The sequence below is a fragment of the Roseovarius confluentis genome (assembly GCF_002917925.1).
GTDB lineage: Bacteria > Pseudomonadota > Alphaproteobacteria > Rhodobacterales > Rhodobacteraceae > Roseovarius > Roseovarius confluentis.
In genome coordinates this window covers 712,115-732,687 of record NZ_PPFE01000001.1, presented here as the reverse complement: position 1 = coordinate 732,687, position 20,573 = coordinate 712,115, and the positions used below count along the sequence as shown (strand labels likewise).

The window sequence follows — 20,573 nt, the reverse complement described above, 5'->3', positions numbered from 1 at the left end:
CCCAAGTTAACAAGGAGGCCCGCATGGCCGAGATCAAAGACCCCGAGAACACGATCCTGATGGAGCTGAAGGATGGCACCGTGACGATCGAACTCCTGCCCGACGTGGCCCCGGGCCATTGCGACCGTATGAAGGAACTGGCGCGCTCGGGCCAGTATGACAACGTGGCCTTTCATCGGGTGATCGACGGCTTCATGGCTCAGACGGGCGATGTGGCCAACGGCAACATGGAAAAGGATTTCAATATCCGCAGCGCCGGCACGGGCGGCAGCGACCTGCCCAACCTCAAGGCAGAATTCTCGGGCGTTCCCCATGACCGCGGCACGCTGGGCGCGGCGCGCAGCCAGAACCCCGATAGCGCCAACAGCCAGTTCTTCATCAACTTCTCGGACAACCATTTCCTCAACCGGCAATACACGGTCTATGGCCGCGTCATCGAGGGTATGGAGCATGTCGACGCCATCACCCGCGGTGAGCCGCCCGCGAACCCCGACCGGATGATCAGCGTGAAGGTGGCCGCCGATGCTTAAGCTTTCTGCACTCTTCACCCTGCTGGCCGCACCCGCCCTGGCGACCGGCCTTGAAATCGAGGTCGCGGGCGAGGCCAACGGCACCATCACGGTTGACCTGCTGGAGGACGTGGCCCCCGGCCATGTCGAACAGATCACCGAACTGGCCCGGGAAGGCGCCTACGACAACGTCGTCTTCCACCGCGTGATCGACGGCTTCATGGCGCAGACCGGTGACGTAGAGTTCGGCAAGATGGGCGGCGACATGTCCATGGCCGGGCGCGGCGGTAGCGACCGCCCCGACCTGGCCGCCGAGTTCTCGGACATCACCTTTGACCGCGGTGTTGTCGGCATGGCCCGCAGCCAAAGCCCTGACAGCGCCAACAGCCAGTTCTTCATCATGTTCGCGCCGGGCCCGTTCCTGGACGGGGAATACACTGTCGTGGGCCGCGTGACCGAAGGGCTTGATGTGCTCGATGACATCAAGCGTGGCGAAGGCCCAAACGGGGCTGTCATCGGCGAGCCGGACCGCATGGTGTCCGTCACGGTGACGGAGTAAGACGCGTGACGACCACGGGGTACGAGCCACTGAATGTGCTCAAACCCGTGGCCGACCGCATTTGGATCATCGACGGTGCGCCGGTGACGGTGATGGGCTTTCCCTTTCCCACCCGCGCCACGGTGATCCAGCTAGAGAACGGCGACCTCTGGGTGCATTCTCCGACCCCGCTCACGAACGATCTGAAGGATGCCCTGGCGGTGCTGGGACCGGTGCGGCACCTCGTTGCGCCGAACCAGTTCCACTTTCTGCACATTTCCGAATGGGTGCATGCCTATCCCGACGCGGCTTTCTGGATGGCACCGGGTACGAAAGAACGTGCGGCAAAGCTCGGGCTCGACATGCCGGACGGGCAGGAATTGCAGCCCCGGGAGGCCGACGCGCCGTGGGCGGGCCAGATCGCCCAGCTTCTGGTGCGCGGCAGCCGGACGCACAAGGAACTCGCGTTCTTTCACAAGGCGTCAACCACGACCATCCTGACCGACCTGATCGAGGCTTTCGAGACCGACAAGCTGCCGGCGCGATGCCGGCCTTTCGTGTGGCTGAACGGGATCGGCGATCACGACGGCAAAACGCCGCCCCTGATCCGCTGGACCTTCCGCGACAAACAGGACTTTGCCGAAGATATCGAGACCATCGTCGGCTGGGGTGCGCGGCGCGTGATCATCGCCCACGGGCGCTGGTACGACCGCGACGGCACAGCAGAGTTGGAGCGGGCCTTTCGCAAGTTGCTGGCGCCGCGACAATGGGACCGCGCGATGCGGGACATGAAAGCCCGCGAAAGGGATGACGATCCGGCCTAGGCTAGGGCGGGCGCTGCGGCTTGGCGCAGTCCTGCAAAGCTGGATCAGTCTCAGCGAATGATGTTCGGGCGAAAACGAATGCGGGCGCGGCGTTCCCGGGGCAGGTGACGGTTCAGCCGCCGGTTCGCCAGTCCGAAGATCGAGATCACCACCAGCGTCAACAGGATGAAGTAGCCCGCCAAAATCGGGTAGGGCACGAACGGGTTGAACGTCTTGTCGGCAAAGTAATTCGCGTAATAAAGCGCGTCGCCCCGTTGCTGCCACGCCGGGAAGGCCGAGAAGAAGACCAGAGTGGTCGCGTGGAAAAGAAAGATCGCTTCGTTGGTGTAGGCGGGCCAAGCCAGACGCAGCATGGTGGGCCAGATGATCCGCCGGAACCGGGTGAACCCCGAGAACCCATAGGCATCCGCCGCCTCGACCTCGCCCTTGGGGATCGAGCGCAAGGCGCCGTAGAAGATCTCGCCCGAATAGGCGGCCGTGTTGAGGAAAAGCACGATCAACGCGCCCAGCCAAGCAGCGGTGAACGCATCGAAGACCGGGTAAACAGACTTGAGGTTCAGAAAGGCCGCGTAGGCGAAGAAGAACTGGATGAAGAGCGGCGAACCCCGGAAGATGTAGATGAACCAGGCCGACGGCTTTTGCAGCAAGCGGTTGGGCGAGGCCTTGCCCACGGCCACCACCGTGGCGAGGCCAAAGCCGAGGATGATCGCCAGCACGCCGAAATAGATATTCCAGATCATGCCGGAACCGATCAGCGTGACCTGCTGGCAAAGCGTAAAATCCTCACGCGGCAACAGGCGCTCACCCAGACCGATGGAGCGCAGCGCGTAATCCTGGATGGTCTGCCAGCAACTCATCACGCCGCCGCCTTTCGCAGCGCTTCGCCGCCCGTGGTGGCCTGGCCGTGCGACAGCTTGATCATCAGCCGGTCGAGCACGATCTCGGACACCCGCGTCAGGCCCAGGTAGAAGACCAGCAGTGCCAGGAAATACCACATGCGCCAGTCGCCATGCGGGTAATCGGTGAATTTCGGCAGGGCCGTACCCGCCAGCTCCCGCGCCCAGTAGACGATATCCTCAACGCCCAGCAGGAACAGAAGCGGGGTTGCCTTGGTCAGCACCATCCAGACATTGCTGAGACCGGGCAGGGCATAGACCCACATTTGCGGCACGAGGATCCGCCAGAAACTTTGTCGCGGGGTCATGCCATAGGCTTCGGCGGTTTCGATCTGGCCGCGGGGCACGGTGCGCATCGCGCCGTAAATCACGTTGCCCGCGAATGCACCGAACACCAGCGCAAAGGTCAGCACCGCAAGGAAGAAACCGTAGATCTCGTGCACCCACTGGTCCGCCTCGCCCAAGGGCATCTTGGCGGCCTGGCAGACGATGAAGTCGTTGCCCTGGCGGATGGGTTCGCTCCAGTCCGGGCATTTGACCTTGTGCCGGACCCATTCGACGCCCTGGTCGAGCGCGATGATGAAAAAGAGGAAAAATGCCGTGTCGGGCACGCCGCGCACGAGGTTGATGTACCCATGCGCCAGCCAGGCCAGTGGCGGAAATTTCGAGCGTGCCGCGGTTGCGGCGCCAAAGCCGAAGGCCAGTGCAGTCGGCGCAGTGATCGCCAGCAGGACCAGCACAAGGCCGACGGCGAAATAGAGATTGGCGTGTTTGGCGGTGGTGAGATAGCAGGCAAGCCACTGCACATCGCCAAGGGCCGAGGGGTCGGCGCAGAACTCAAACATCACGATCTCTCGCGGCCCGGCCCAAGGGCAAAGGCCCGAGCGTGACGCCGGGCACGAAGATAAGGGTGGTATCGGCCATAAGTCCCCGTCCGGCCTGAAGCGCGCGCCCCGGAATGCCCGGGGCGCGGCTGTTTCAGCTTATTCGAAAGTCGATGCGACTTCCCATTTCTTGATCAGCTCGTTCAGGCTGCCATCGTCCTTCATCGACTGGATGGCGGCATCGAACGTCTCTTTCAGCTCGGTGTCGGATTCGCGGACACCCATGCCGACGCCTCCGCCGAGCGCAACATCGTCGCCGACGAACATCATGTCGCTGTCCTCGGCCACGACCGGGGCAAGGAAGGACTTGTCGGCCAGAACCGCATCGGCCTCGCCGTTGCGGACGGCGGCGATGGTTTCCTCGGGCGTGGCGAATTCCACCAGTGTCGCACCGGATTCGGCGACATAACCTGCCTGGATCGTGCCGGTCTGGGCCGCGATCACGCCGCCTTCGACATCGACGCCTTCCGACATGCCGGCATAGGCCGAGGGATCGGGCGGCGTGTAGTTCTGGGTAAAGTCGATGACTTCGTCACGCTCGTCGGTGATCGACATGCCCGCGATGATGACATCATAGTTGCCGCCTACCAAGTTGGGGATGATCGAATCCCAGTCGTTCTTGACCCATTCGCAGGTTAGCTCGGCCCGCGCGCACAGCTCGTCGCCCAGTTCGCGCTCGAAGCCATCGATCTCGCCCGCGTCGTTGACGAAGTTCCACGGCGCATAAGCGCCTTCGGTGCCCAGGCGGATCGTCTTGTCCTGGGCCATCGCCATGCCGCCGGCAACTGCCAGGGCAAGTGTGGAAAGAACTAGCTTTTTCATAAGTGTCTCCCTTGCTTGGTTCTTTTGGTTCAGGCGGCCATCGTCGAGCTGAGAAACTGACGCAGCCGCTCGGATTTCGGGGACCCGAAGAGCGTCTCCGGATCACCTTCTTCTTCGATCAGGCCCTGATGCAGGAATATGACGTGGTCAGACACGTCATGGGCCATTTTCATGTCGTGGGTCACGATCATCATGGTCCGCCCTTCGGCGGCCAGGTCCTTGATCACGCGCACGACTTCCTGTTCCAGTTCGGGGTCGAGCGCCGAGGTGGGTTCGTCGAACAAGAGCGCCTCGGGCTCCATGCAAAGTGCCCGCGCGATGGCGGCGCGCTGCTGTTGCCCGCCCGACAGTTGCGCCGGGTAGACATCGCACTTGTCGCCGATTCCGACCTTTTCCAGGTACCCGCGTGCAGCCTGCTCGACCTCTGCCTTGGGGCGACCCAGCACGGTGACCGGGGCCTCCATCACGTTTTGCAGGATGGTCAGGTGCGCCCACAGATTGAACTGCTGGAACACCATCGACAGGTTCGTGCGAATCCGCAGCACCTGCTTGGAGTCTGCCGGGTGCCGGTTCAGGCCAGAGCCTTTCCAGGTCACCGGCTCGCCCTTGAACAGGATATCTCCCTGCTGGCTGTCTTCCAGCAGGTTGGCACAGCGCAGAATAGTGGATTTGCCTGACCCCGAGGAGCCGATGAGCGACACCACGCTGCCCTTGGGTGCCGTGATGTCGACGCCCTTGATGACCTCAAGGTTGCCATAGGCCTTGTGCAGATTGCGGATCTCGATGACGGGTTTTTCGTCAGGCAAAGGCAGCTTCCGGTTTGCAGGTCAGGCAGTCACACCGGACAATAGGGCAGCAATTTTGGGCCAATGCAACTTGCAAAACGAGGTTTTTTCGTCCGTTTCGTGCGGATTGCCCGGGTTTTGGGCGAATGCGGCGGGGTGCCGTAGCGTCAAGCGGGCGGCGGGGCCGGTGTCTGAACCGCCAGGTAGGCCTCGGGCGGAATTCGCACGATTCCGCGCAGGTCGAGGACGTCGCGGGTCTCACTTGGCAAGTCCTCGACCGCGGTCTGAAGGGCGGAGAAAATCGCGTCGGCATCCTGTCCGTTCGCCGTGATGAAGGGCAGGGCGGGTGTGGGCGATGTCGCGGCAATGACCTGCAGCTTGTCTGCGAAACTGTCGTAGCGCTGCATCAGCTGCCAGCTTTGCGCGTCGAGCGCGGCCAGATCGACCTGACCTTCCGCCACGGCTCGGGCCGAGGCCTGATGGCTGCCGGTGCGTCGCGTGTCGGTGAAGGCAAAGCCGCGCGCTTCGGCATAGGCGCCGGGCGCGGCCCAGCCGCTTTGCGACATCGGTTCGTTATAGCCAAAGGGCGCGGCAGAAAATTCAGCCGGATCGCTACGGGGATCTTGCTTGCGCGCCACGAAGACCGAGCGGTATTCGCCCGCCCCGCACCCGTCCAATACATAATGCGGCGTGCCGACGATTTGGACTTTGCCATGCAGGCGGGCGCGGTAGGGGTATCCGCAGGTCTGAGACAGCAAAAGATCCGGGGATTGCCATTGGTCCCACGGGTCGCCCTCGCGCGTAAGTGTGTCGGGGCCGCGTCCAAGCGCCTTGCGTATGGCCTGCCAGAAACTGTCCGTCGCGGCCCGAATCTCGGGCCGGTCGTACATCGGCAGGCTGGCAATCATTCCTTTTCCTGGCGTTGGCGGGCAAGGGCGCTGTCCATGTCGGTCACGCCGAGGAAGTTCGATGCCATCCGGATGATTGCGTCCTCGCTTGCATCGCGCTCGCCATCGGCCAGCGCCACCTGCCACAACGCCTCGACCACGCGAAGCCGGTCGTCATAGGCCACGGCGTCCTTGATGGCGCGGGTAAAGCGCATGGTGTCCGGCGCTTCGCCTTCCAACTGCTCCGCCTGCTCCAGCAACGCACCAGCATCCGCTTCGGACAACTGGTAGCGTGTTTGCGCGATGGCCAGGATGCGCTGCCGCTCCTCGGCATCGAAATGCCCGTCCGACCGAGCGATGCGCACCAGCAGAGCCGTCAGCGCCAGCCGTGCATCTTCTTGGGGCAGGGTTTCAGGGGTCGACTCGGTGAGTTTTTTCAGAAAATCAGCAAACATGAAGGGGATATAGGCAACCAGCTGGCTGCCGCCAACGAGAATCTGCGCGTCGGGACGCTATTGGCTGCCACCGAGTTCGGTTTCGGCCCGGGCGCGTGCGGCGTCGCTGTCGTCTGGTGACAGGCCCAGCGTTTGGCGCACATCTTCCAGCACTTCCAGTTCTTCCTCGTGCCGGACGCCATCGGCCAGCGTCACTTCCCACAGCGCTTCGAGAGCGTCGACACGCGCTGCAAAGCTGACGGTCTTGCGAAGGATGTCGCCGAATTCCTCGGTGTCGGGTGCGTCGCGCTCCAGCCGCTCGGAGGTCGCACGCATCTTGGCCGCCTCGATCGGCCCAAGCCCGAAAAGTCGGCCCAGCAGCAGGTCGATCCGATGCACCTCTGCAAACTTGTAGCTGTGATCCGACATCGCCACACGCACCATCAGCGCTCCAAGCGCCAGCTTTTCGTCGGGCGCGGGCAGGGGCGGGGGTTCGGGCGCGTCGAACGCATGCAGCAAACGATGAAGCAGCGAGGTTTTTTCCATGGGGCGGCTCCGTGTATCTAGGATCGTTTGGTCACGTTTACAGCGTCAGCGGTGAGCAGGAAAACAAAATCGCAGGCGCACATCCGCGCATTGGTGGCGGAGGCCGGAAACGTGACACATTTGCTCCCAACAAACGGCATTTTTGCGCGTCACGGTGCCCTCAACCACATGATATCCTCGAGTGTGAAGCCTGCCATGTCGCGCAACGTTGCAAAGCCTGTCGTCAACATTTCGACCGCCGCGCCGGAGGACCAGCTGGCCTATCTGCGCGGCTGCACGCATGACGAGGTGCGCAGCTTTCTCAGGGCCTACGACTGGTCGGGCGACCCGAGGCGCGTTCTTGGCTGGGGCATGGCGCAGAAGTTCATGGATCTGGGGACGGCACTGACCGTGTTCCTCAACGGCCAGCCTCATCGCTTCAACTACCTGACAAAGCGCGACATTCCCGAGGAACTGGCAGGCGCGGCGCTAATGCTGGACTCGATTTGTCTTCGGCTCAATTCCGGGTTCTACCTCGTATGGCCGGATCAGGATGTCGAGGATCGTTCGCGGATCCAGAGTTGGCTTGAGGCCCAGGCCGAGGATCGGCAGACAGGCAGGCAGGGCCGGTATATCTTGGACGAGCGGATCATCGCGACGCTTTTGGAGAACAAGTTGCGCCTCGACCGCGAGGCCGAGACGGCTGTCTACCACGAACGCCGTTCGCTTCTGAGAGATCTGTTCAGCCCGGTGCTCGAACTTGGCGTCTCGCGCCGGATGCTGCGGTTTCATCCCCCGCAGGAAGACCCGGCCGACGACCTGACGAATCTGCGGTACTGACGCAGACGGCAACCACATCAGGGCGCCCTGTGAAAGGCGCCCCGACAGAGTTGGTCCGCAAGGATCAGAACTTGTAGGCAACACCGACCGAGAAGGCGTCGACTTCGCCATTGCGTCCCCCGAGGCCGGGACCCGAGAAGTCGTAATTGGTGCGGGTATACTCGAACCGGGTGGTGATATTCTCGCTCAGCATCGTCTCAAGACCGATGCCGTAGGAGATGCCCTGACCCGATCCCGAGACGCCGGCTGCGGCCACGTCCCAGTCCGTCCAGCCATAGCCCAGGGAGCCGTAGAGCATCGAGTTGCCGAAGGCATAGCCACCGCGGCCACGCAGGTTGATGTTGTTTTCCAGGTCCAGCCCGGTGCCCATCACCGTATAGTCCAGCTTGCTGTCATAACCCAGTTCGGCGCCCAACACGAAGTTGGGGGCAACAGCGTAATTGTAGCCGCCGAACACACCGGCGTTGATTTCGGGGTCGATCCCGACAGGAACGCCCGAGATACCGAGATTCTGCATATTGACCCGGCCGCCGGCGTAGAAGCCTTCCCATTTCTCGGCGTCCTGGGCGATAGCGGTGGTAGTGATGGCCGCGGACAGGGTTGCGGCGGCGGTCAGGGATTTAAAGATCGTTTTCATTTTATACCTCATGTCTAAGCGCGACCCAGGACAATCCCGGGGCTCGGACATAGGTCGCGGCGACAGGAGGAACGGTTCAAAGCGGTCGTCAAAAAAATTTACGACCTGACTTTGTTCCTGATTTTTAAGGGCTTAAACGAGGCGCGAGGTTTCCACGGCCGCCCGCACGAAATCCGCGAACAGCGGGTGCGGCTTGAACGGTTTCGATTTCAGCTCGGGGTGAAACTGCACACCTATGAACCACGGATGATCGTTCCACTCGACGATTTCCGGCAAACGGCCGTCGGGCGACATTCCGGAAAAGACAAGCCCGCATTCCTCGAGCTGTTTGCGGTACTCGATGTCCACTTCATAGCGGTGGCGGTGACGCTCGTCGATGGCGGTGCCGCCATAGACCTCGGCCACTTTGGACCCTTCCTTGAGTACAGCGTCATAGGCGCCAAGACGCATCGTGCCGCCCTTGTCGTCGGTGACCTTGCGCTTGACCTTCTCGTTGCCCTGCACCCATTCCTTGAGGTGATAGACAACCGGGGTGAAGCGTTTTTTGCCGGCCTCATGGTCGAACTCTTCAGAGCCTGCGTCTTTCAAACCCGCCTTGTTGCGCGCGGCCTCGATCACCGCCATTTGCATGCCAAGGCAGATGCCCAGATACGGAATCTTGCGTTCGCGGGCGAATTGCGCGGCCTTGATCTTGCCCTCGGTGCCGCGCTCGCCAAAGCCGCCGGGCACGAGGATCGCGTGGTAGCCCTCGAGGTGCGGCGCGGCGTCTTCGCGGTCGAACACCTCGGCATCGACCCATTCGACGTTGACCTTGACCCGGTTCGCCATGCCGCCATGGGTCAGCGCCTCCTTGATGGACTTGTAGGCGTCTTCCAGCTGCGTGTACTTGCCGACGATGGCGATGTTGACCGCCCCGTCGGTGTTGTGGATGCGGTCGCCCACGTCCTGCCAGGTCGTCAGGTCCGGGCGCGGCGCGGGAGAGATGTTGAACGCATCCAGAACGGCCTGATCCAGCCCCTCGTGATGATAGGCGAGCGGGGCCTCGTAGATCGAATTGAGGTCATAAGCCGCGACCACGGCCTCCTTGCGGACGTTGCAGAAAAGCGCGATCTTCTCGCGCTCTTTTTCCGGGATCGGCTGTTCCGAGCGGCAGACGAGGATATCGGGCGCGATCCCGATGGATTGAAGTTCCTTCACGCTATGCTGCGTCGGCTTCGTCTTCAATTCGCCGCTGGCGGCGAGGTACGGCAGAAGCGTCAGATGCATGAAGATGCATTGCCCACGCGGGCGATCATGGCTGAACTGGCGGATCGCCTCGAAGAAGGGCAGGCCTTCGATGTCGCCCACGGTGCCGCCGATCTCGCACAGCATGAAATCCACCTCGTCATCGCCGATGCCGATGAAGTCCTTGATCTCGTTGGTGACGTGAGGGACGACCTGAATGGTCTTGCCGAGGTAGTCGCCGCGGCGCTCGCGTTCCAGTACGTTGGAATAGATGCGGCCCGAGCTGACCGAATCCGTCATGCGGGCGGGGACGCCGGTGAAGCGTTCGTAGTGACCAAGGTCGAGGTCGGTTTCGGCACCGTCATCGGTGACGAAGACCTCGCCATGTTCGAACGGCGACATCGTACCGGGATCGACGTTCAGGTACGGGTCCAGCTTGCGCAGACGGACCGAAAAGCCGCGCGCCTGCAAAAGTGCGCCGAGTGCCGCAGAGGCAAGACCCTTGCCGAGAGAGGAAACAACGCCGCCGGTAATGAAAATATAACGTGCCATGCGCTGGCAATCCCCCGTGATTGCGGCGTTTTACGCCTATTAGATGCGGTCGAATCGACGCCTCGCGCACCGCATTACCACGGGACTCGAGCCTTAAAGGATTCGGATGAAAGGCGCAATATGCTGTGACACGCGTATGCGCGTCCGCAAGCCTTAGTGGTGTTTCTGGATCAGTCCGCGGTAGGTGTCAAAGGAGCGTCATCGCCCGCCGACGGCGGCAGAAGTCCATCACCGCTGTCGTCCAGCGCAGGATCGCTTTCCTCGGCCGCGGGCCTGTCGTCGGTGATCCGGTCCAGAACCGAGGATCCGCCAGCGTTCTGTGCCGCGATGACCGTCAGGGTCAGCGTGGTGGCGAAGATCGACAGGCCGAGCACCCATGTCAGCTTGCCGAGCGCCGTGGTGCCGGACCGACCTGTGGACACGTTGCCGCCCCCGCCGCCCATGCCAAGGCCGCCGCCTTCGGAGCGCTGCAACAGCACGACACCGATCAGCGCGAGCGCCAGCAGCAGGTGAACAAGCAGGATGACATTTTCCATAAGACGTGGTCCCTCGGGTTCGGATGGGCGGTATCTAAGCAATTCGGGCGTCCCCCGCAACCCGCCGTTTTCAACCCTGATTGCATGGCCGAAGGTTCGGTTGGAAAGGCCGCGTCGGCAAGGGCCTACTCGTCCACGTCATCCATGTCGGATTGTCCCGACAGGCGGCGGCGCACGTGGCTCCAGCTGAGGCCGATGCCCAGGACCAGCGAAAGCGCCACAAGTCCCAGCCAGAGGTTCCGCGTCGGATCGTCGAGGTCGAGGAAGCCGTAGTCAACGAGCACCCACGCCAAGGCTGCTGCGATGGCGAGGATCAAGCCCATGCCGAACGCCCCGATCGAGCGCAGCGTGGCGCGCAGGTAAATGATGTAGCCCACCAGAAGCAGCAGCGCGAAGAGTACGGTCAGCGGCATTTGCGCGTCCCAGTTTTCCTTCGCCCAAGCGATGAAATTGTACGGTGTCGGGTTGTACGTCGCAGCCAGCAGGATGAAGGCCAATGCCCACCTCAGGATAAATCCGGTCATCTGTGCTCTCTTGGCTTGTGTCGCACAAGATGTGCCCGGCGCAGACGACAGTGTCCAGCCCGCGCGCGAAATTCCGGTTTCGCACGGCTGGCGGTGTGGGTATACGGGCGCGGGGTTCAACCACCGCCTGAGAGGTTTTCATGGCAAATGTCGTCGTTGTAGGCGCCCAGTGGGGTGACGAGGGTAAAGGCAAAATCGTTGATTGGCTTAGCGAGCGCGCGGACGTGATCGCGCGGTTCCAGGGCGGGCACAACGCGGGCCATACGCTGGTGATAGACGGCAAGGTCTACAAGCTGAACGCATTGCCGTCCGGCGTGGTGCGTGGTGGCAAGCTGAGCGTGATTGGCAATGGCGTGGTGCTGGACCCGTGGCATCTGGTCAACGAAATCGCCTCGATCCGCGAGCAGGGGGTCGAGATCAGCCCCGAAACACTGATGATCGCCGAGAACACGCCACTGATCCTGCCGATTCACGGCGAGCTTGACCGTGCCCGCGAAGAAGCGGCGAGCAAGGGCACCAAGATCGGCACCACCGGACGCGGAATCGGCCCGGCCTACGAAGACAAGGTCGGCCGCCGTTCGGTCCGCGTGGCGGACCTGGCCGACGACGCCACGCTGGAGGCGCGTGTGGACCGCGCTTTGCAGCACCACGATCCTTTGCGCAAAGGGTTGGGCATTGAGCCGGTGGATCGCGACAAGCTGGTGGCGCAGCTGAAATCCATCGCGCAGGAGCTTCTGCCCTATGCCGCGCCGGTCTGGAAAGTGCTGAACGATCAGCGCAAGGCGGGCAAGCGCATCTTGTTCGAGGGCGCGCAAGGGGCGCTGCTGGATATCGATTTCGGCACCTATCCGTTCGTGACGTCCTCGAATGTCATCGCCGGGCAGGCTGCTACGGGCGTCGGCATGGGGCCGGGCGCGATCGATTACGTGCTGGGGATCGTCAAGGCCTACACGACCCGCGTGGGCGAAGGTCCGTTTCCGAGCGAGTTGCAGGATGACGATGGCCAGCGATTGGGGGAACGGGGTCGCGAGTTCGGCACCGTGACGGGCCGCCAGCGGCGCTGCGGCTGGTTCGATGCGGCGCTGGTGCGCCAGACCTGTGCAACCTCTGGCGTGACCGGGATCTCGCTGACCAAGCTGGATGTGCTTGACGGGTTCGACACGCTGAAGATCTGCGTGGGTTACGAACTGGACGGAAAGCAACTGGATTATCTGCCCACGGCGACTGATCAGCAATGGCGCTGCAAGCCGATCTACGAGGAAATGCAGGGCTGGTCCGAAACCACCGAAGGCGCGCGCAGCTGGGCCGATCTGCCCGCCAATGCCATCAAGTACGTGCGCCGGGTCGAGGAGTTGATCCAGTGTCCCGTCGCTCTACTGTCAACCTCGCCGGAGCGGGAGGACACGATCCTTGTGACCGACCCCTTCGCCGACTGAGACCTACAGACCGTTAGAGAACCGCATGGCCCTGAGTTACAAAGCCCGCCGCCGCTGGTCGCTGGTGATCCTGCTGATTGCCCTGCCGCTTTACATCGTGGTGGCGGTCAACCTGACGGATTGGCTGCGGGTCCGGTATGATGTGGGCTTCCTGACCGAGCTGGTCGTGTTCATCGTGCTGGGTGTCGCCTGGATCCTGCCGCTGAAGCCCGTGTTTCGCGGAGTCGGGCAGCCGGACCCGGACGCACGGGACTAGGCTAAAGCAGGTGCCCTGACTTCGCGGCCTTGGTGGCAAGATAGGCGCGGTTGTGCGCCCCTTCGCCGACCTTGAGCGGCACGCGTTCCACCACGTCGATGCCGCAGCTTTTCATCATGTCGATCTTGGCGGGGTTGTTGGTCAGCAGACGCACCGCGCCGAAGCCCATGTTGCGCAGGATGTCGGCGCCGATGCGGAAATCACGCTCGTCATCCTCGAAGCCGAGCCGGTGATTGGCCTCGACCGTGTCAAAGCCCTGATCCTGCAAAGCGTAGGCACGCATCTTGTTGGCAAGGCCGATGCCGCGGCCTTCCTGGTTAAGATAGAGCAGCACGCCCGCGCCCTCGGTCCCCATTTGCGCCAGAGCCGCCCGAAGCTGGGGACCGCAATCGCATTTCAGGCTGCCCAGAAGGTCACCGGTGAAACAGGCGGAATGCAGACGCGACAAGACCGGTTCGTGCCGTGCGGGGCTGCCGATTTCTATGGCGTAATGTTCTTCGCCGCCGTCCTCTGGTCGCCAGATGTGCAGGCGTCCGGCCTCGGACACTTCGAGGGGCAGTCGGGCGCTGACCACCTTGTGCATGGGGCTGGCTTCATTCAGATGCGCGGTGATGTCGGCCACGTTGAGCAATGTCAATGCAGTGTCCAGCGTATCGGGCGGGATCGCCATGACAATCGCGGCAGGCAAAAGGCGCGCGGACTTGACCAGCAACAGAGCCGCGCGATGGGTGTCGGCCTTGCCCTCGCGCGCCGAGGTGAGCGGGCCCTTCATCGGGCTCCGAAGGTCGTCTGCGGGGTCTGCCACGGCCTGCACCCATGACAGGGGGGCCTCTTTTGGAACGACGACACGCGCGAGATCGCCGTCATAAGCGCGGGCCTTCAGCGTTGCGGCGCGGCGCGCCGAGATGGTGAGATGCAGTTCCAGACCTGCCGACTGCAACGCGTCGAGACGGGCCGGATCGCAGGTTTCCGCCGCCGCGACAATGGCAAGCGCGTTGCCATCGCGCAAGACCACCGGCACACCCATGCGAAGATCTGCGCGAGCCCGCGCGAGGAGTTCCGTCTTGTCGGGGCCAAGCTGCATCACGCGCCCTTCCTGTTCAGTGAAGTTACTTCGAGCGACTCGATTACAGGCTTTTGTAACCGAATGAAACATTTCACGCTCTGCCATAACTAGCCCGTGATTGACCTGTCACAGATCTTGTCCGGCGCGGCGTGGTGGCACAAGTAGTCTGCAAGCAACGAGGAACAACACGATGGCTCAGCTGAAGAAAATTCTGCTTGTGGACGATGACGAGGACCTGCGCGAGGCCTTGAGTGAGCAACTGGTGATGACCGAGGATTTTGACGTCCTCGAGGCCGGAAACGGGTCGGAGGCCATGGCGCATGCAAAGGACGGGATCTATGACATGGTGATCCTTGACGTGGGCCTGCCCGATACGGACGGGCGTGAGCTTTGCCGGTTGATGCGCAAGCAGGGCGTGAAAGCGCCGATCGTGATGCTGACGGGCCATGACGGGGATGCCGACACGATCCTGGGGCTTGATGCCGGGGCGAACGACTATATCACCAAGCCGTTCAAGTTTCCCGTTCTGTTGGCGCGTATCCGCGCCCAGCTTCGCCAGCACGAACAGTCCGAAGACGCGATTTTCCAGCTTGGACCCTACACGTTCAAGCCAGCCATGAAGATGCTGATCACCGATGAGGACCGGAAGATCCGTCTGACGGAAAAGGAGACCAATATCCTGAAATTCCTGTATCGTTCGCCCGAGGGCGTGGTCGCTCGCGACGTGCTTCTGCACGAGGTTTGGGGCTACAACGCCGGGGTAACGACGCATACTTTGGAAACCCATATCTACCGCCTGCGTCAAAAAATTGAACCAGATCCTGCCAACGCGCGTTTGCTGGTGACAGAGTCGGGAGGCTATCGCCTCCTCGCCTGATCCGGGGCAAGGCGTGCGTCCCGCGCCGCCCGGTATTATGACGACCAACCCGCCGCATACGGGCCTAAATCTATGCACCTCCCTGTTGGACTGACCCCGGCTTGGCCGGGGTCTTTTTTTGTCTGCGTCCATGAGGGTCAGGTTTTGCTGACCTTGTGAACCGGCCGCGACTGCATAGCCTTGGAAGCGGGAGGACCAGGGATGCGGTTCATAATCAAGACCCTCGTGAGCCTATTGGTTCTGGTGTCCGCCGTGCTGATCGCGGCGCGGCTGGCGGCGCATATGCGCGAGACCGAACCGCTGGAGGCCGTGGTTCCACAAGAGGGGCGGCTGATCGAAACAGCGTTGGGTGGCGTCTTCGTGCTTGAAGAGGGGGACGGGGATGCGCCTGTTGTGCTTTTCGCCCATGGCACGGCGGCCTGGTCTGGCCTGTGGCAGTCGGTGCTGAAAGAGATCGGTGCGGATGGGTGGCGAGCGGTGGCGTTCGACATGCCGCCTTTCGGCTTTTCCGAGCGGGCCAGGGATGGCGACTACAGCCGGACGCGGCAGGCGGAGCGGATCCTGGCGCTGGTCGAGGCGCTGGGAACCCGGCCGATACTGGTGGCGCATTCCATCGGTGCGGGGCCGGGAGTGGAGGCTGTCATGCAACGGCCCGACGCCTTTGCCGGGCTTGTCGTGGTGGATGGGGCGCTTGGCCTGAACAGCCATGAGAGCGGGAAGGACCTGCCGTTTCCACTGCGGTTCGGGCCGCTGCGCGAGGCGGTGACGGCGCTGACCATGAACAATCCGTTGTTGACGGGTACTTTCCTGCGCCAGTTGATACACGTGGATGAGGCGGCGACGGACGAGGTTCTGACCGTTCTGAAAGCGCCTTTCGTCCGGCAGGGCACAACGGCAAGCTATGCCGACTGGGTGCTCAGCCTGCTAGTTTCGCCGCAGGATGCGCTGAGCACGCGGCCCGTGAACTACGCCGCGTTGTCCCTGCCCTTGGTCTATATATGGGGCGAAGAGGACACCGTGACTCCGCTGGCTCAGGGCGAGGCGTTGGCCCGGTCGACGCCCGGCGCACGTCTGCTGACGATCCCGGACAGCGGTCATATCCCACAGATCGAGACGCCCGACACCTTCCTGCTTGTGCTACGCGATGCGCTGGGTTTTATATCCCCGGGACCCGATACGCCGAACTGACAGGAGCCTCATGTCCTTCACGCTTGCCACCTGGAACATCAACTCGGTCCGCCTGCGCGAGCCGATCGTGCTGAAGCTTTTGCAGGAGGAGGCTCCGGATATCCTGTGCCTGCAGGAGTGCAAGTCGCCGGTCGAGAAGATCCCGTTGGAGGGGTTCGCGGCGCTGGGCTACACCCACGTGATCGCGCGGGGGCAGAAGGGATATAACGGCGTGGCGATCCTGTCGAAGCTGCCGATCAGGGACGTGGGCGACATGGATTTCGCGGCGCTTGGCCATGCGCGGCACGTGGCGGGCGAGCTGGAGAACGGTGTGGTGATCCATAACTTCTATGTTCCCGCGGGCGGTGATGTGCCGGACCGCGAGGTGAACGTGAAATTCGGGCAGAAACTGGATTACCTGACAGAGATGCGCGATTGGTTCCGCAAGGATAAGCCCGGGAAATCCATTCTTGTCGGTGACCTGAACATTGCCCCGCGCGAAGACGACGTCTGGAGCCACAAGCAGCTTCTGAAAGTGGTCAGCCATACGCCTGTCGAAGTGGAACATCTGGGCGATGCACAGGAGGCCGGTAACTGGACCGATGTCACCCGTGCCGACATTCCGGAGGGGCAGCTATACAGTTGGTGGTCCTACCGGGCCAAGGACTGGGACGCGGCGGACAAGGGGCGGCGGCTGGATCACATCTGGGCCAGTGACGACATCAAGTCGTCGGCGCATTCCAGCCGGATCCTGAGGGCTGCGAGAGGCTGGGAGAAGCCGTCGGACCATGCGCCGGTCTTTGCGACCTTCGACCTTTAGTCAGGCAAGAAATCGCGGATTCTTTGGGCCAGAATTCCTCGAAAGCCCTGGTGCCCGCGTGATGGTAAGGGATGCGAGCCTGCCGGAAGCTTGTGCGTTTCCAAGGCGTTGCATGTCCGGGTATGGAAAACCGGACCTATGATTTCCCCTCGTTCCACCAAACATGAGATATTGGGGGAGCGGATAAGGAAATCTCATGCGCAAATTGTCCAGACGCGCGGTGTTGTTCGGGGGCGGGGCCCTTGTGGGCGGCGTCTTGACGTCCCGCCTGAGCGCGGACCTGCCGGGCTATGAAGGTGTGTCGTGGACGAGGCCCGAAGGTGCGGCGGGCACGCTGAACGACGCGAGCGGGCTGAGCGAGACGCCAGTGCACAAGCACCTCGTGATCGAGAAGGGGCGGGGCGATGCACTGGTTAGGGCGATCCGCGCCGAGATCAAGGAGGCGCGAGCCGCGGGCCGGCCGGTCAACGTGGGGGCTGCGCGGCATTCCATGGGCGGGCAGCCCATACCGCGCGACGGGCATGCGGTGACCTATCAAGGCGGCTTTGTGGAGCCTGACACCGAGGCTGGCACCTACCGTGTGCAGGCCGGCACACGCTGGTCGGAGGTGATCGCGGCGCTGGACCCGATCGGGTATGGTCCCAAGGTGATGCAATCGAACAATGATTTCGGCGTCGCCGCCACCTTCTGCGTCAACGCGCATGGCTGGCCGGTCAAGCTGGGGCCGATGGGGGCCACTGTGCGCAGCTTTGACATGGTGCTGTCCGATGGGGAGTTGCTGACCTGTTCGCGGGAGAAGAACGTCGACCTTTTCGGGCAGACGATGGGCGGCTATGGCCTGACCGGGGCGATCACCGAGATGGTGGTGGAGATGGCGCCGAACCGGCGGCTGGTACCGCAGTTCGAGGAGATGCGGGCCGAGGAGTTCGGGACGCGGTTCACCGAGGCGTTGACCGACCAGACCGTCAACATGGCCTATGGACGGCTGAACGTGGAGCGGGCGTCGTTCTTCGGCAAGGCGCTGATGATCACCTATCGGCCCGCCGAAGATCAGGAGGGACTGGAGCCTGCGGATGGGTCGAACATGGCGGCGCATGTCGCGGCGCGGGTCTATCGCTGGCAGTTGGGGAACGAGCCGTTCAAGTCGCTGCGTTGGTGGTTCGAAACCGAACTGGGCCCGGCGCTGGGCGGCGGGGCGGTGACGCGCAATGCGCTGATGAACGAGCCGGTAATCACGCTGGATGACCGCGACCCGAACCGGACGGATATCCTGCATGAGTACTTCGTGGCGCCCGAGCGGTTTGCCGAGTTCGTGGCGCTGTGCCGCGAGGTGATCCCGGCGTCCTACCAGGAGTTTCTGAACGTTACGCTGCGCTTTGTCGACCGGGACCCGGTGAGCGTGCTGGCCTATGCGAGCGTGCCGCGGATCGCCGCCGTCATGTCCTTCAGCCAAGAGATGACGGAGCGGGCCGAGGCGGACATGGCGCGGATGACCCGTGCTCTGATCGACGGGGTGACGGGGATCGGCGGGAGTTATTACCTGCCTTACCGGCCCCATGCCACGCCCGCGCAGATGGTGCGGGCCTATCCGCGGGCGGCGGCGTTCGCGGCCGCGAAGCGTGCGCTGGACCCGGACCTGACATTCCGCAACAACCTTTGGGACACGTATCTGGATAAGCTATGACATTGCTTGGTAAAATCTGTTTCTTCTACACGGCGGCGCTGCTGGCAGCGGCCTCGATCAATTACATTCCCGGGCTGACCGATGAGACCGGGTTGGCCTTCGGGATCTTCGCGCTCGATCCGTTCGACGATGCGCTGCATTTGGTTTCGGCGCTCTGGGCGCTGGCGGCGGGGATGATCAGCCACCGGTCGGCGAAAATTTTCCTGATTATTTTCGGCGCGCTGTACCTGGCCGACGGGATCTTCGGGATTTTCACAGCCTATGGCTTCCTCGATTTCGGAATCCTTACCAACCCGTCCGAGGGCTTTTCACTGTCGGTGCCGCGCATCCTTGCGAACCTGCCGCATATCGGGCTGGGGGGCTTTGCGCTCTTTGCCGGAACTGTTCTGGACCGAGGGGACCGCGCCTGATGCGGCGCTTTCTGAAATGGCTGCTGCGGCTGGGGCTGGTCGCGGTCGTGCTGACCGCGGGGCTGCTGTCGCCTGTGGCCTACAACGAACTGGTCTGTATCCCGCAGGCCAAGCCCGAAACCTATGAGCCGATCCTGCCGCCCGAGCATCGGCGCGACGAGTCGCGGACGCTGATGACCTATCCGGAATGGCATATCGTGCATGCCTACGACGATTATGCGCAGGTGATCAGCGCGGGTGATCCGCATGAATTCGGGTATATGCAAGCGATCGGTGGCTACTGGTCGAGCCTGTGTGCGCTAAGCCATGAGAGTGCGGAGCATGGCGGGTTCACCAGTGAGAGCAAGCAGACGATCTATGTGATCGGGGTAAGTTTCACCGCCGAGCTGCTGGCCAAGGCGTCGTATGAGGAAACATTGGGGCGGCTGGCCGCGTGGTGGCGTGGGCCGGAACGCGCGCCGCTGGATGATCTGTCAGCGGATCAAGCGCGGGCCTATGCACAGTTCCTGCAACAGGTGCCGTGGTACAAATGGGATTTCGACGGCGACCGAGAGGACCTTGCCACCAACGCCACCGACAGCCTGCGCGACCGCGAGCGGCGGTTTGCGCTTGGGGTCGAGTACGGCGCGAAGGCGGCGTATGCGCGGGTGATCGAGGACGCGGTGGCGCAGGTGGGGGCGGACGAATTGACCCTGCGGATGATCGTGGACGGGATATCCGAGGACGCGTTGCGGACCATGGGCACGGTCGAGGTGATCGGGCCGGTGAAAGGCGGGCTCGAGATCGAGACGCCGCGCTATCGCGAACTGACGCATATCCTGCAGCAGATGGCCGAAGCCGGCGCGGAATTCGTGGAGATCGCGGGCAACGACGAGATCATGTTCACCGCGCTGTCGCAGGCCGAGGAGGTGGGCGGGGCGATCCATTCCTTTGCGCGGCAGGGCTATGGGGATTCGCGCCACCTGATAATGGTTAACGTGACCGACCTGGCCGAAAAGTTGCGGCAGATGCAGGCCGCGACGGGCGTGGATCGTTTGCGGCTGGAACATATCCATGACTATTAAGCGCTGGGCGTTGGCGTTGGTCTGCGTGGTGGCGGGTTGGGTCGGGACGTTGATGCTGGTGATGGTGGCGACGGATGCGGCGCCGGGCGCTATCGTGCTGTTTCCAAATGATGATTTCGTAGCCAGCCTGCCCGATGGCGCGGCGGTGGTCGGCGGCGGCGGGGCCTGGGTGGCGGTGCGGGGCGACATGCCGGGGCTTGGATTGGCGCTGTACCGGGCCGGGGGGCGGGTGGTTCTGCCCGCCGGATTGCCGGGGTGTCTGCCACTGCCCGAGGGGCCGCGTTAACCGATTCGACGGCCTGGAATGCGACGTCGGTATTGCGTCGGTATTTGGGTGGTATTGCATCGGTGGCATTTCTCGTCCCGGACCAAGCCC

The 20,573-nt window shown here is 62.8% G+C and carries 25 protein-coding genes; 13 read left to right on the top strand and 12 right to left on the bottom strand.

Translation table 11 applies throughout. The features are described from left to right. The first annotated feature begins 23 nt into the window (after positions 1–23). From C2I35_RS03570 to C2I35_RS03560, 3 genes are read left to right on the top strand one after another with little or no spacing between them, the layout of a single operon-like run. Positions 24–530, top strand: a complete 507-nt coding sequence (locus tag C2I35_RS03570) for a peptidylprolyl isomerase (RefSeq protein WP_103761614.1) — start codon at positions 24–26, stop codon at positions 528–530. Next, positions 523–1,068 carry a peptidylprolyl isomerase gene (locus C2I35_RS03565; RefSeq protein WP_103761613.1) on the top strand — a complete coding sequence of 182 codons (546 nt, stop codon included), beginning with the start codon at positions 523–525 and terminating at the stop codon, positions 1,066–1,068. The genes C2I35_RS03570 and C2I35_RS03565 overlap by 8 nt, the downstream gene beginning before the upstream one ends. 5 nt (positions 1,069–1,073) lie before the next feature. Further along, on the top strand, positions 1,074–1,871 hold the full coding sequence (locus C2I35_RS03560; protein ID WP_103761612.1) for a DUF4336 domain-containing protein: 798 nt from the start codon (positions 1,074–1,076) through the stop codon (positions 1,869–1,871). Between the two features lie 50 nt (positions 1,872–1,921). On the opposite strand, the gene C2I35_RS03555 is transcribed toward C2I35_RS03560, so the two are convergent. From C2I35_RS03555 to C2I35_RS03525, 7 genes are all read right to left on the bottom strand, one after another. Further along, positions 1,922–2,728 (bottom strand): ABC transporter permease, encoded by an 807-nt coding sequence (locus C2I35_RS03555; RefSeq protein ID WP_103761611.1) that lies wholly within the window; start codon positions 2,726–2,728, stop codon positions 1,922–1,924. Then, positions 2,728–3,612, bottom strand: a complete 885-nt coding sequence (locus C2I35_RS03550) for an ABC transporter permease (RefSeq protein ID WP_103761610.1) — start codon at positions 3,610–3,612, stop codon at positions 2,728–2,730. Before C2I35_RS03550 ends, C2I35_RS03555 begins: the two co-directional genes overlap by 1 nt. A gap of 138 nt (positions 3,613–3,750) precedes the next feature. Then, complete coding sequence (locus C2I35_RS03545) at positions 3,751–4,473, bottom strand: transporter substrate-binding domain-containing protein (RefSeq protein ID WP_103761609.1); 723 nt, start codon at positions 4,471–4,473, stop codon at positions 3,751–3,753. Between the two features lie 29 nt (positions 4,474–4,502). Next, complete coding sequence (locus C2I35_RS03540) at positions 4,503–5,279, bottom strand: ABC transporter ATP-binding protein (RefSeq protein WP_103761608.1); 777 nt, start codon at positions 5,277–5,279, stop codon at positions 4,503–4,505. A gap of 146 nt (positions 5,280–5,425) precedes the next feature. Then, the gene (locus tag C2I35_RS03535; RefSeq protein WP_103761607.1) at positions 5,426–6,166 is read right to left on the bottom strand and encodes a phosphate/phosphite/phosphonate ABC transporter substrate-binding protein; all 741 of its coding nucleotides are present in this window, start codon (positions 6,164–6,166) and stop codon (positions 5,426–5,428) included. Further along, complete coding sequence (locus C2I35_RS03530) at positions 6,163–6,600, bottom strand: tellurite resistance TerB family protein (protein ID WP_103761606.1); 438 nt, start codon at positions 6,598–6,600, stop codon at positions 6,163–6,165. Before C2I35_RS03530 ends, C2I35_RS03535 begins: the two co-directional genes overlap by 4 nt. Positions 6,601–6,657: 57 nt before the next feature. Further along, the gene (locus C2I35_RS03525; protein WP_245890377.1) at positions 6,658–7,125 is read right to left on the bottom strand and encodes a tellurite resistance TerB family protein; all 468 of its coding nucleotides are present in this window, start codon (positions 7,123–7,125) and stop codon (positions 6,658–6,660) included. Between the two features lie 195 nt (positions 7,126–7,320). On the opposite strand from C2I35_RS03525, the gene C2I35_RS03520 reads away from it, so the two are divergent. Then, complete coding sequence (locus tag C2I35_RS03520; protein ID WP_103761605.1) at positions 7,321–7,944, top strand: hypothetical protein; 624 nt, start codon at positions 7,321–7,323, stop codon at positions 7,942–7,944. Positions 7,945–8,008: 64 nt separating this feature from the next. On the opposite strand, the gene C2I35_RS03515 is transcribed toward C2I35_RS03520, so the two are convergent. The 4 genes from C2I35_RS03515 to C2I35_RS03500 form a co-directional block, all read right to left on the bottom strand. Continuing rightward, a complete protein-coding gene (locus C2I35_RS03515) occupies positions 8,009–8,581 on the bottom strand; it encodes an outer membrane protein (RefSeq protein WP_170067105.1) in 573 nt (190 codons plus the stop codon). A 132-nt stretch (positions 8,582–8,713) separates the two neighbouring features. After that, the gene (locus C2I35_RS03510) at positions 8,714–10,357 is read right to left on the bottom strand and encodes a CTP synthase (RefSeq protein ID WP_103761603.1); all 1,644 of its coding nucleotides are present in this window, start codon (positions 10,355–10,357) and stop codon (positions 8,714–8,716) included. Positions 10,358–10,527: 170 nt separating this feature from the next. Beyond that, the gene (secG, locus tag C2I35_RS03505) at positions 10,528–10,893 is read right to left on the bottom strand and encodes a preprotein translocase subunit SecG (protein WP_103761602.1); all 366 of its coding nucleotides are present in this window, start codon (positions 10,891–10,893) and stop codon (positions 10,528–10,530) included. Between the two features lie 125 nt (positions 10,894–11,018). Continuing rightward, positions 11,019–11,417 (bottom strand): DUF6524 family protein, encoded by a 399-nt coding sequence (locus tag C2I35_RS03500; protein WP_103761601.1) that lies wholly within the window; start codon positions 11,415–11,417, stop codon positions 11,019–11,021. 140 nt (positions 11,418–11,557) lie between these two features. On the opposite strand from C2I35_RS03500, the gene C2I35_RS03495 reads away from it, so the two are divergent. Together C2I35_RS03495 and C2I35_RS03490 are read left to right on the top strand one after the other, a co-directional pair. Beyond that, on the top strand, positions 11,558–12,853 hold the full coding sequence (locus C2I35_RS03495) for an adenylosuccinate synthase (RefSeq protein ID WP_103761600.1): 1,296 nt from the start codon (positions 11,558–11,560) through the stop codon (positions 12,851–12,853). 25 nt (positions 12,854–12,878) lie between these two features. Further along, positions 12,879–13,109, top strand: coding sequence for a DUF2842 domain-containing protein (locus C2I35_RS03490; protein WP_103761599.1), 231 nt, complete (start codon positions 12,879–12,881; stop codon positions 13,107–13,109). A gap of 1 nt (position 13,110) precedes the next feature. Here the strand turns inward: C2I35_RS03490 and ribA are convergent, their stop codons facing one another. Beyond that, positions 13,111–14,193, bottom strand: coding sequence for a GTP cyclohydrolase II (gene ribA, locus C2I35_RS03485; protein ID WP_103761598.1), 1,083 nt, complete (start codon positions 14,191–14,193; stop codon positions 13,111–13,113). 172 nt (positions 14,194–14,365) lie between these two features. On the opposite strand from ribA, the gene C2I35_RS03480 reads away from it, so the two are divergent. The 7 genes from C2I35_RS03480 (at position 14,366) to C2I35_RS03450 (ending at position 20,483) form a co-directional block, all read left to right on the top strand. Continuing rightward, positions 14,366–15,052, top strand: coding sequence for a response regulator transcription factor (locus tag C2I35_RS03480; protein ID WP_103761597.1), 687 nt, complete (start codon positions 14,366–14,368; stop codon positions 15,050–15,052). 201 nt (positions 15,053–15,253) lie between these two features. Further along, positions 15,254–16,240, top strand: coding sequence for an alpha/beta fold hydrolase (locus tag C2I35_RS03475; protein WP_103761596.1), 987 nt, complete (start codon positions 15,254–15,256; stop codon positions 16,238–16,240). Between the two features lie 10 nt (positions 16,241–16,250). Continuing rightward, the gene (locus tag C2I35_RS03470; RefSeq protein WP_103761595.1) at positions 16,251–17,039 is read left to right on the top strand and encodes an exodeoxyribonuclease III; all 789 of its coding nucleotides are present in this window, start codon (positions 16,251–16,253) and stop codon (positions 17,037–17,039) included. A gap of 196 nt (positions 17,040–17,235) precedes the next feature. Beyond that, positions 17,236–18,723: an FAD-binding oxidoreductase gene (locus tag C2I35_RS03465; RefSeq protein ID WP_103761594.1), complete on the top strand. Its 1,488-nt coding sequence runs from the start codon at positions 17,236–17,238 to the stop codon at positions 18,721–18,723. Further along, positions 18,720–19,133 (top strand): DUF4383 domain-containing protein, encoded by a 414-nt coding sequence (locus C2I35_RS03460; protein WP_103761593.1) that lies wholly within the window; start codon positions 18,720–18,722, stop codon positions 19,131–19,133. The genes C2I35_RS03465 and C2I35_RS03460 overlap by 4 nt, the downstream gene beginning before the upstream one ends. After that, the gene (locus C2I35_RS03455; protein WP_103761592.1) at positions 19,133–20,197 is read left to right on the top strand and encodes a hypothetical protein; all 1,065 of its coding nucleotides are present in this window, start codon (positions 19,133–19,135) and stop codon (positions 20,195–20,197) included. The genes C2I35_RS03460 and C2I35_RS03455 overlap by 1 nt, the downstream gene beginning before the upstream one ends. Then, positions 20,187–20,483 (top strand): hypothetical protein, encoded by a 297-nt coding sequence (locus tag C2I35_RS03450; protein WP_146049953.1) that lies wholly within the window; start codon positions 20,187–20,189, stop codon positions 20,481–20,483. The genes C2I35_RS03455 and C2I35_RS03450 overlap by 11 nt, the downstream gene beginning before the upstream one ends. Positions 20,484–20,573 lie beyond the last annotated feature (90 nt).

Coding starts and splice junctions, on each gene's coding strand:
- C2I35_RS03460 (WP_103761593.1), top strand. CDS start 18,720: ATGACATTGCTTGGTAAAATCTGTTTCTTCTACACGGCGGCGCTGCTG.
- C2I35_RS03545 (WP_103761609.1), bottom strand. CDS start 4,473: ATGAAAAAGCTAGTTCTTTCCACACTTGCCCTGGCAGTTGCCGGCGGC.
- C2I35_RS03500 (WP_103761601.1), bottom strand. CDS start 11,417: ATGACCGGATTTATCCTGAGGTGGGCATTGGCCTTCATCCTGCTGGCT.
- C2I35_RS03555 (WP_103761611.1), bottom strand. CDS start 2,728: ATGAGTTGCTGGCAGACCATCCAGGATTACGCGCTGCGCTCCATCGGT.
- C2I35_RS03465 (WP_103761594.1), top strand. CDS start 17,236: ATGCGCAAATTGTCCAGACGCGCGGTGTTGTTCGGGGGCGGGGCCCTT.
- C2I35_RS03565 (WP_103761613.1), top strand. CDS start 523: ATGCTTAAGCTTTCTGCACTCTTCACCCTGCTGGCCGCACCCGCCCTG.
- C2I35_RS03515 (WP_170067105.1), bottom strand. CDS start 8,581: ATGAAAACGATCTTTAAATCCCTGACCGCCGCCGCAACCCTGTCCGCG.
- C2I35_RS03495 (WP_103761600.1), top strand. CDS start 11,558: ATGGCAAATGTCGTCGTTGTAGGCGCCCAGTGGGGTGACGAGGGTAAA.
- C2I35_RS03520 (WP_103761605.1), top strand. CDS start 7,321: ATGTCGCGCAACGTTGCAAAGCCTGTCGTCAACATTTCGACCGCCGCG.
- C2I35_RS03475 (WP_103761596.1), top strand. CDS start 15,254: ATGCGGTTCATAATCAAGACCCTCGTGAGCCTATTGGTTCTGGTGTCC.
- ribA (WP_103761598.1), bottom strand. CDS start 14,193: ATGCAGCTTGGCCCCGACAAGACGGAACTCCTCGCGCGGGCTCGCGCA.
- C2I35_RS03510 (WP_103761603.1), bottom strand. CDS start 10,357: ATGGCACGTTATATTTTCATTACCGGCGGCGTTGTTTCCTCTCTCGGC.
- C2I35_RS03550 (WP_103761610.1), bottom strand. CDS start 3,612: ATGTTTGAGTTCTGCGCCGACCCCTCGGCCCTTGGCGATGTGCAGTGG.
- secG (WP_103761602.1), bottom strand. CDS start 10,893: ATGGAAAATGTCATCCTGCTTGTTCACCTGCTGCTGGCGCTCGCGCTG.
- C2I35_RS03455 (WP_103761592.1), top strand. CDS start 19,133: ATGCGGCGCTTTCTGAAATGGCTGCTGCGGCTGGGGCTGGTCGCGGTC.
- C2I35_RS03530 (WP_103761606.1), bottom strand. CDS start 6,600: ATGTTTGCTGATTTTCTGAAAAAACTCACCGAGTCGACCCCTGAAACC.
- C2I35_RS03535 (WP_103761607.1), bottom strand. CDS start 6,166: ATGATTGCCAGCCTGCCGATGTACGACCGGCCCGAGATTCGGGCCGCG.
- C2I35_RS03480 (WP_103761597.1), top strand. CDS start 14,366: ATGGCTCAGCTGAAGAAAATTCTGCTTGTGGACGATGACGAGGACCTG.
- C2I35_RS03450 (WP_146049953.1), top strand. CDS start 20,187: ATGACTATTAAGCGCTGGGCGTTGGCGTTGGTCTGCGTGGTGGCGGGT.
- C2I35_RS03570 (WP_103761614.1), top strand. CDS start 24: ATGGCCGAGATCAAAGACCCCGAGAACACGATCCTGATGGAGCTGAAG.
- C2I35_RS03525 (WP_245890377.1), bottom strand. CDS start 7,125: ATGGAAAAAACCTCGCTGCTTCATCGTTTGCTGCATGCGTTCGACGCG.
- C2I35_RS03490 (WP_103761599.1), top strand. CDS start 12,879: ATGGCCCTGAGTTACAAAGCCCGCCGCCGCTGGTCGCTGGTGATCCTG.
- C2I35_RS03470 (WP_103761595.1), top strand. CDS start 16,251: ATGTCCTTCACGCTTGCCACCTGGAACATCAACTCGGTCCGCCTGCGC.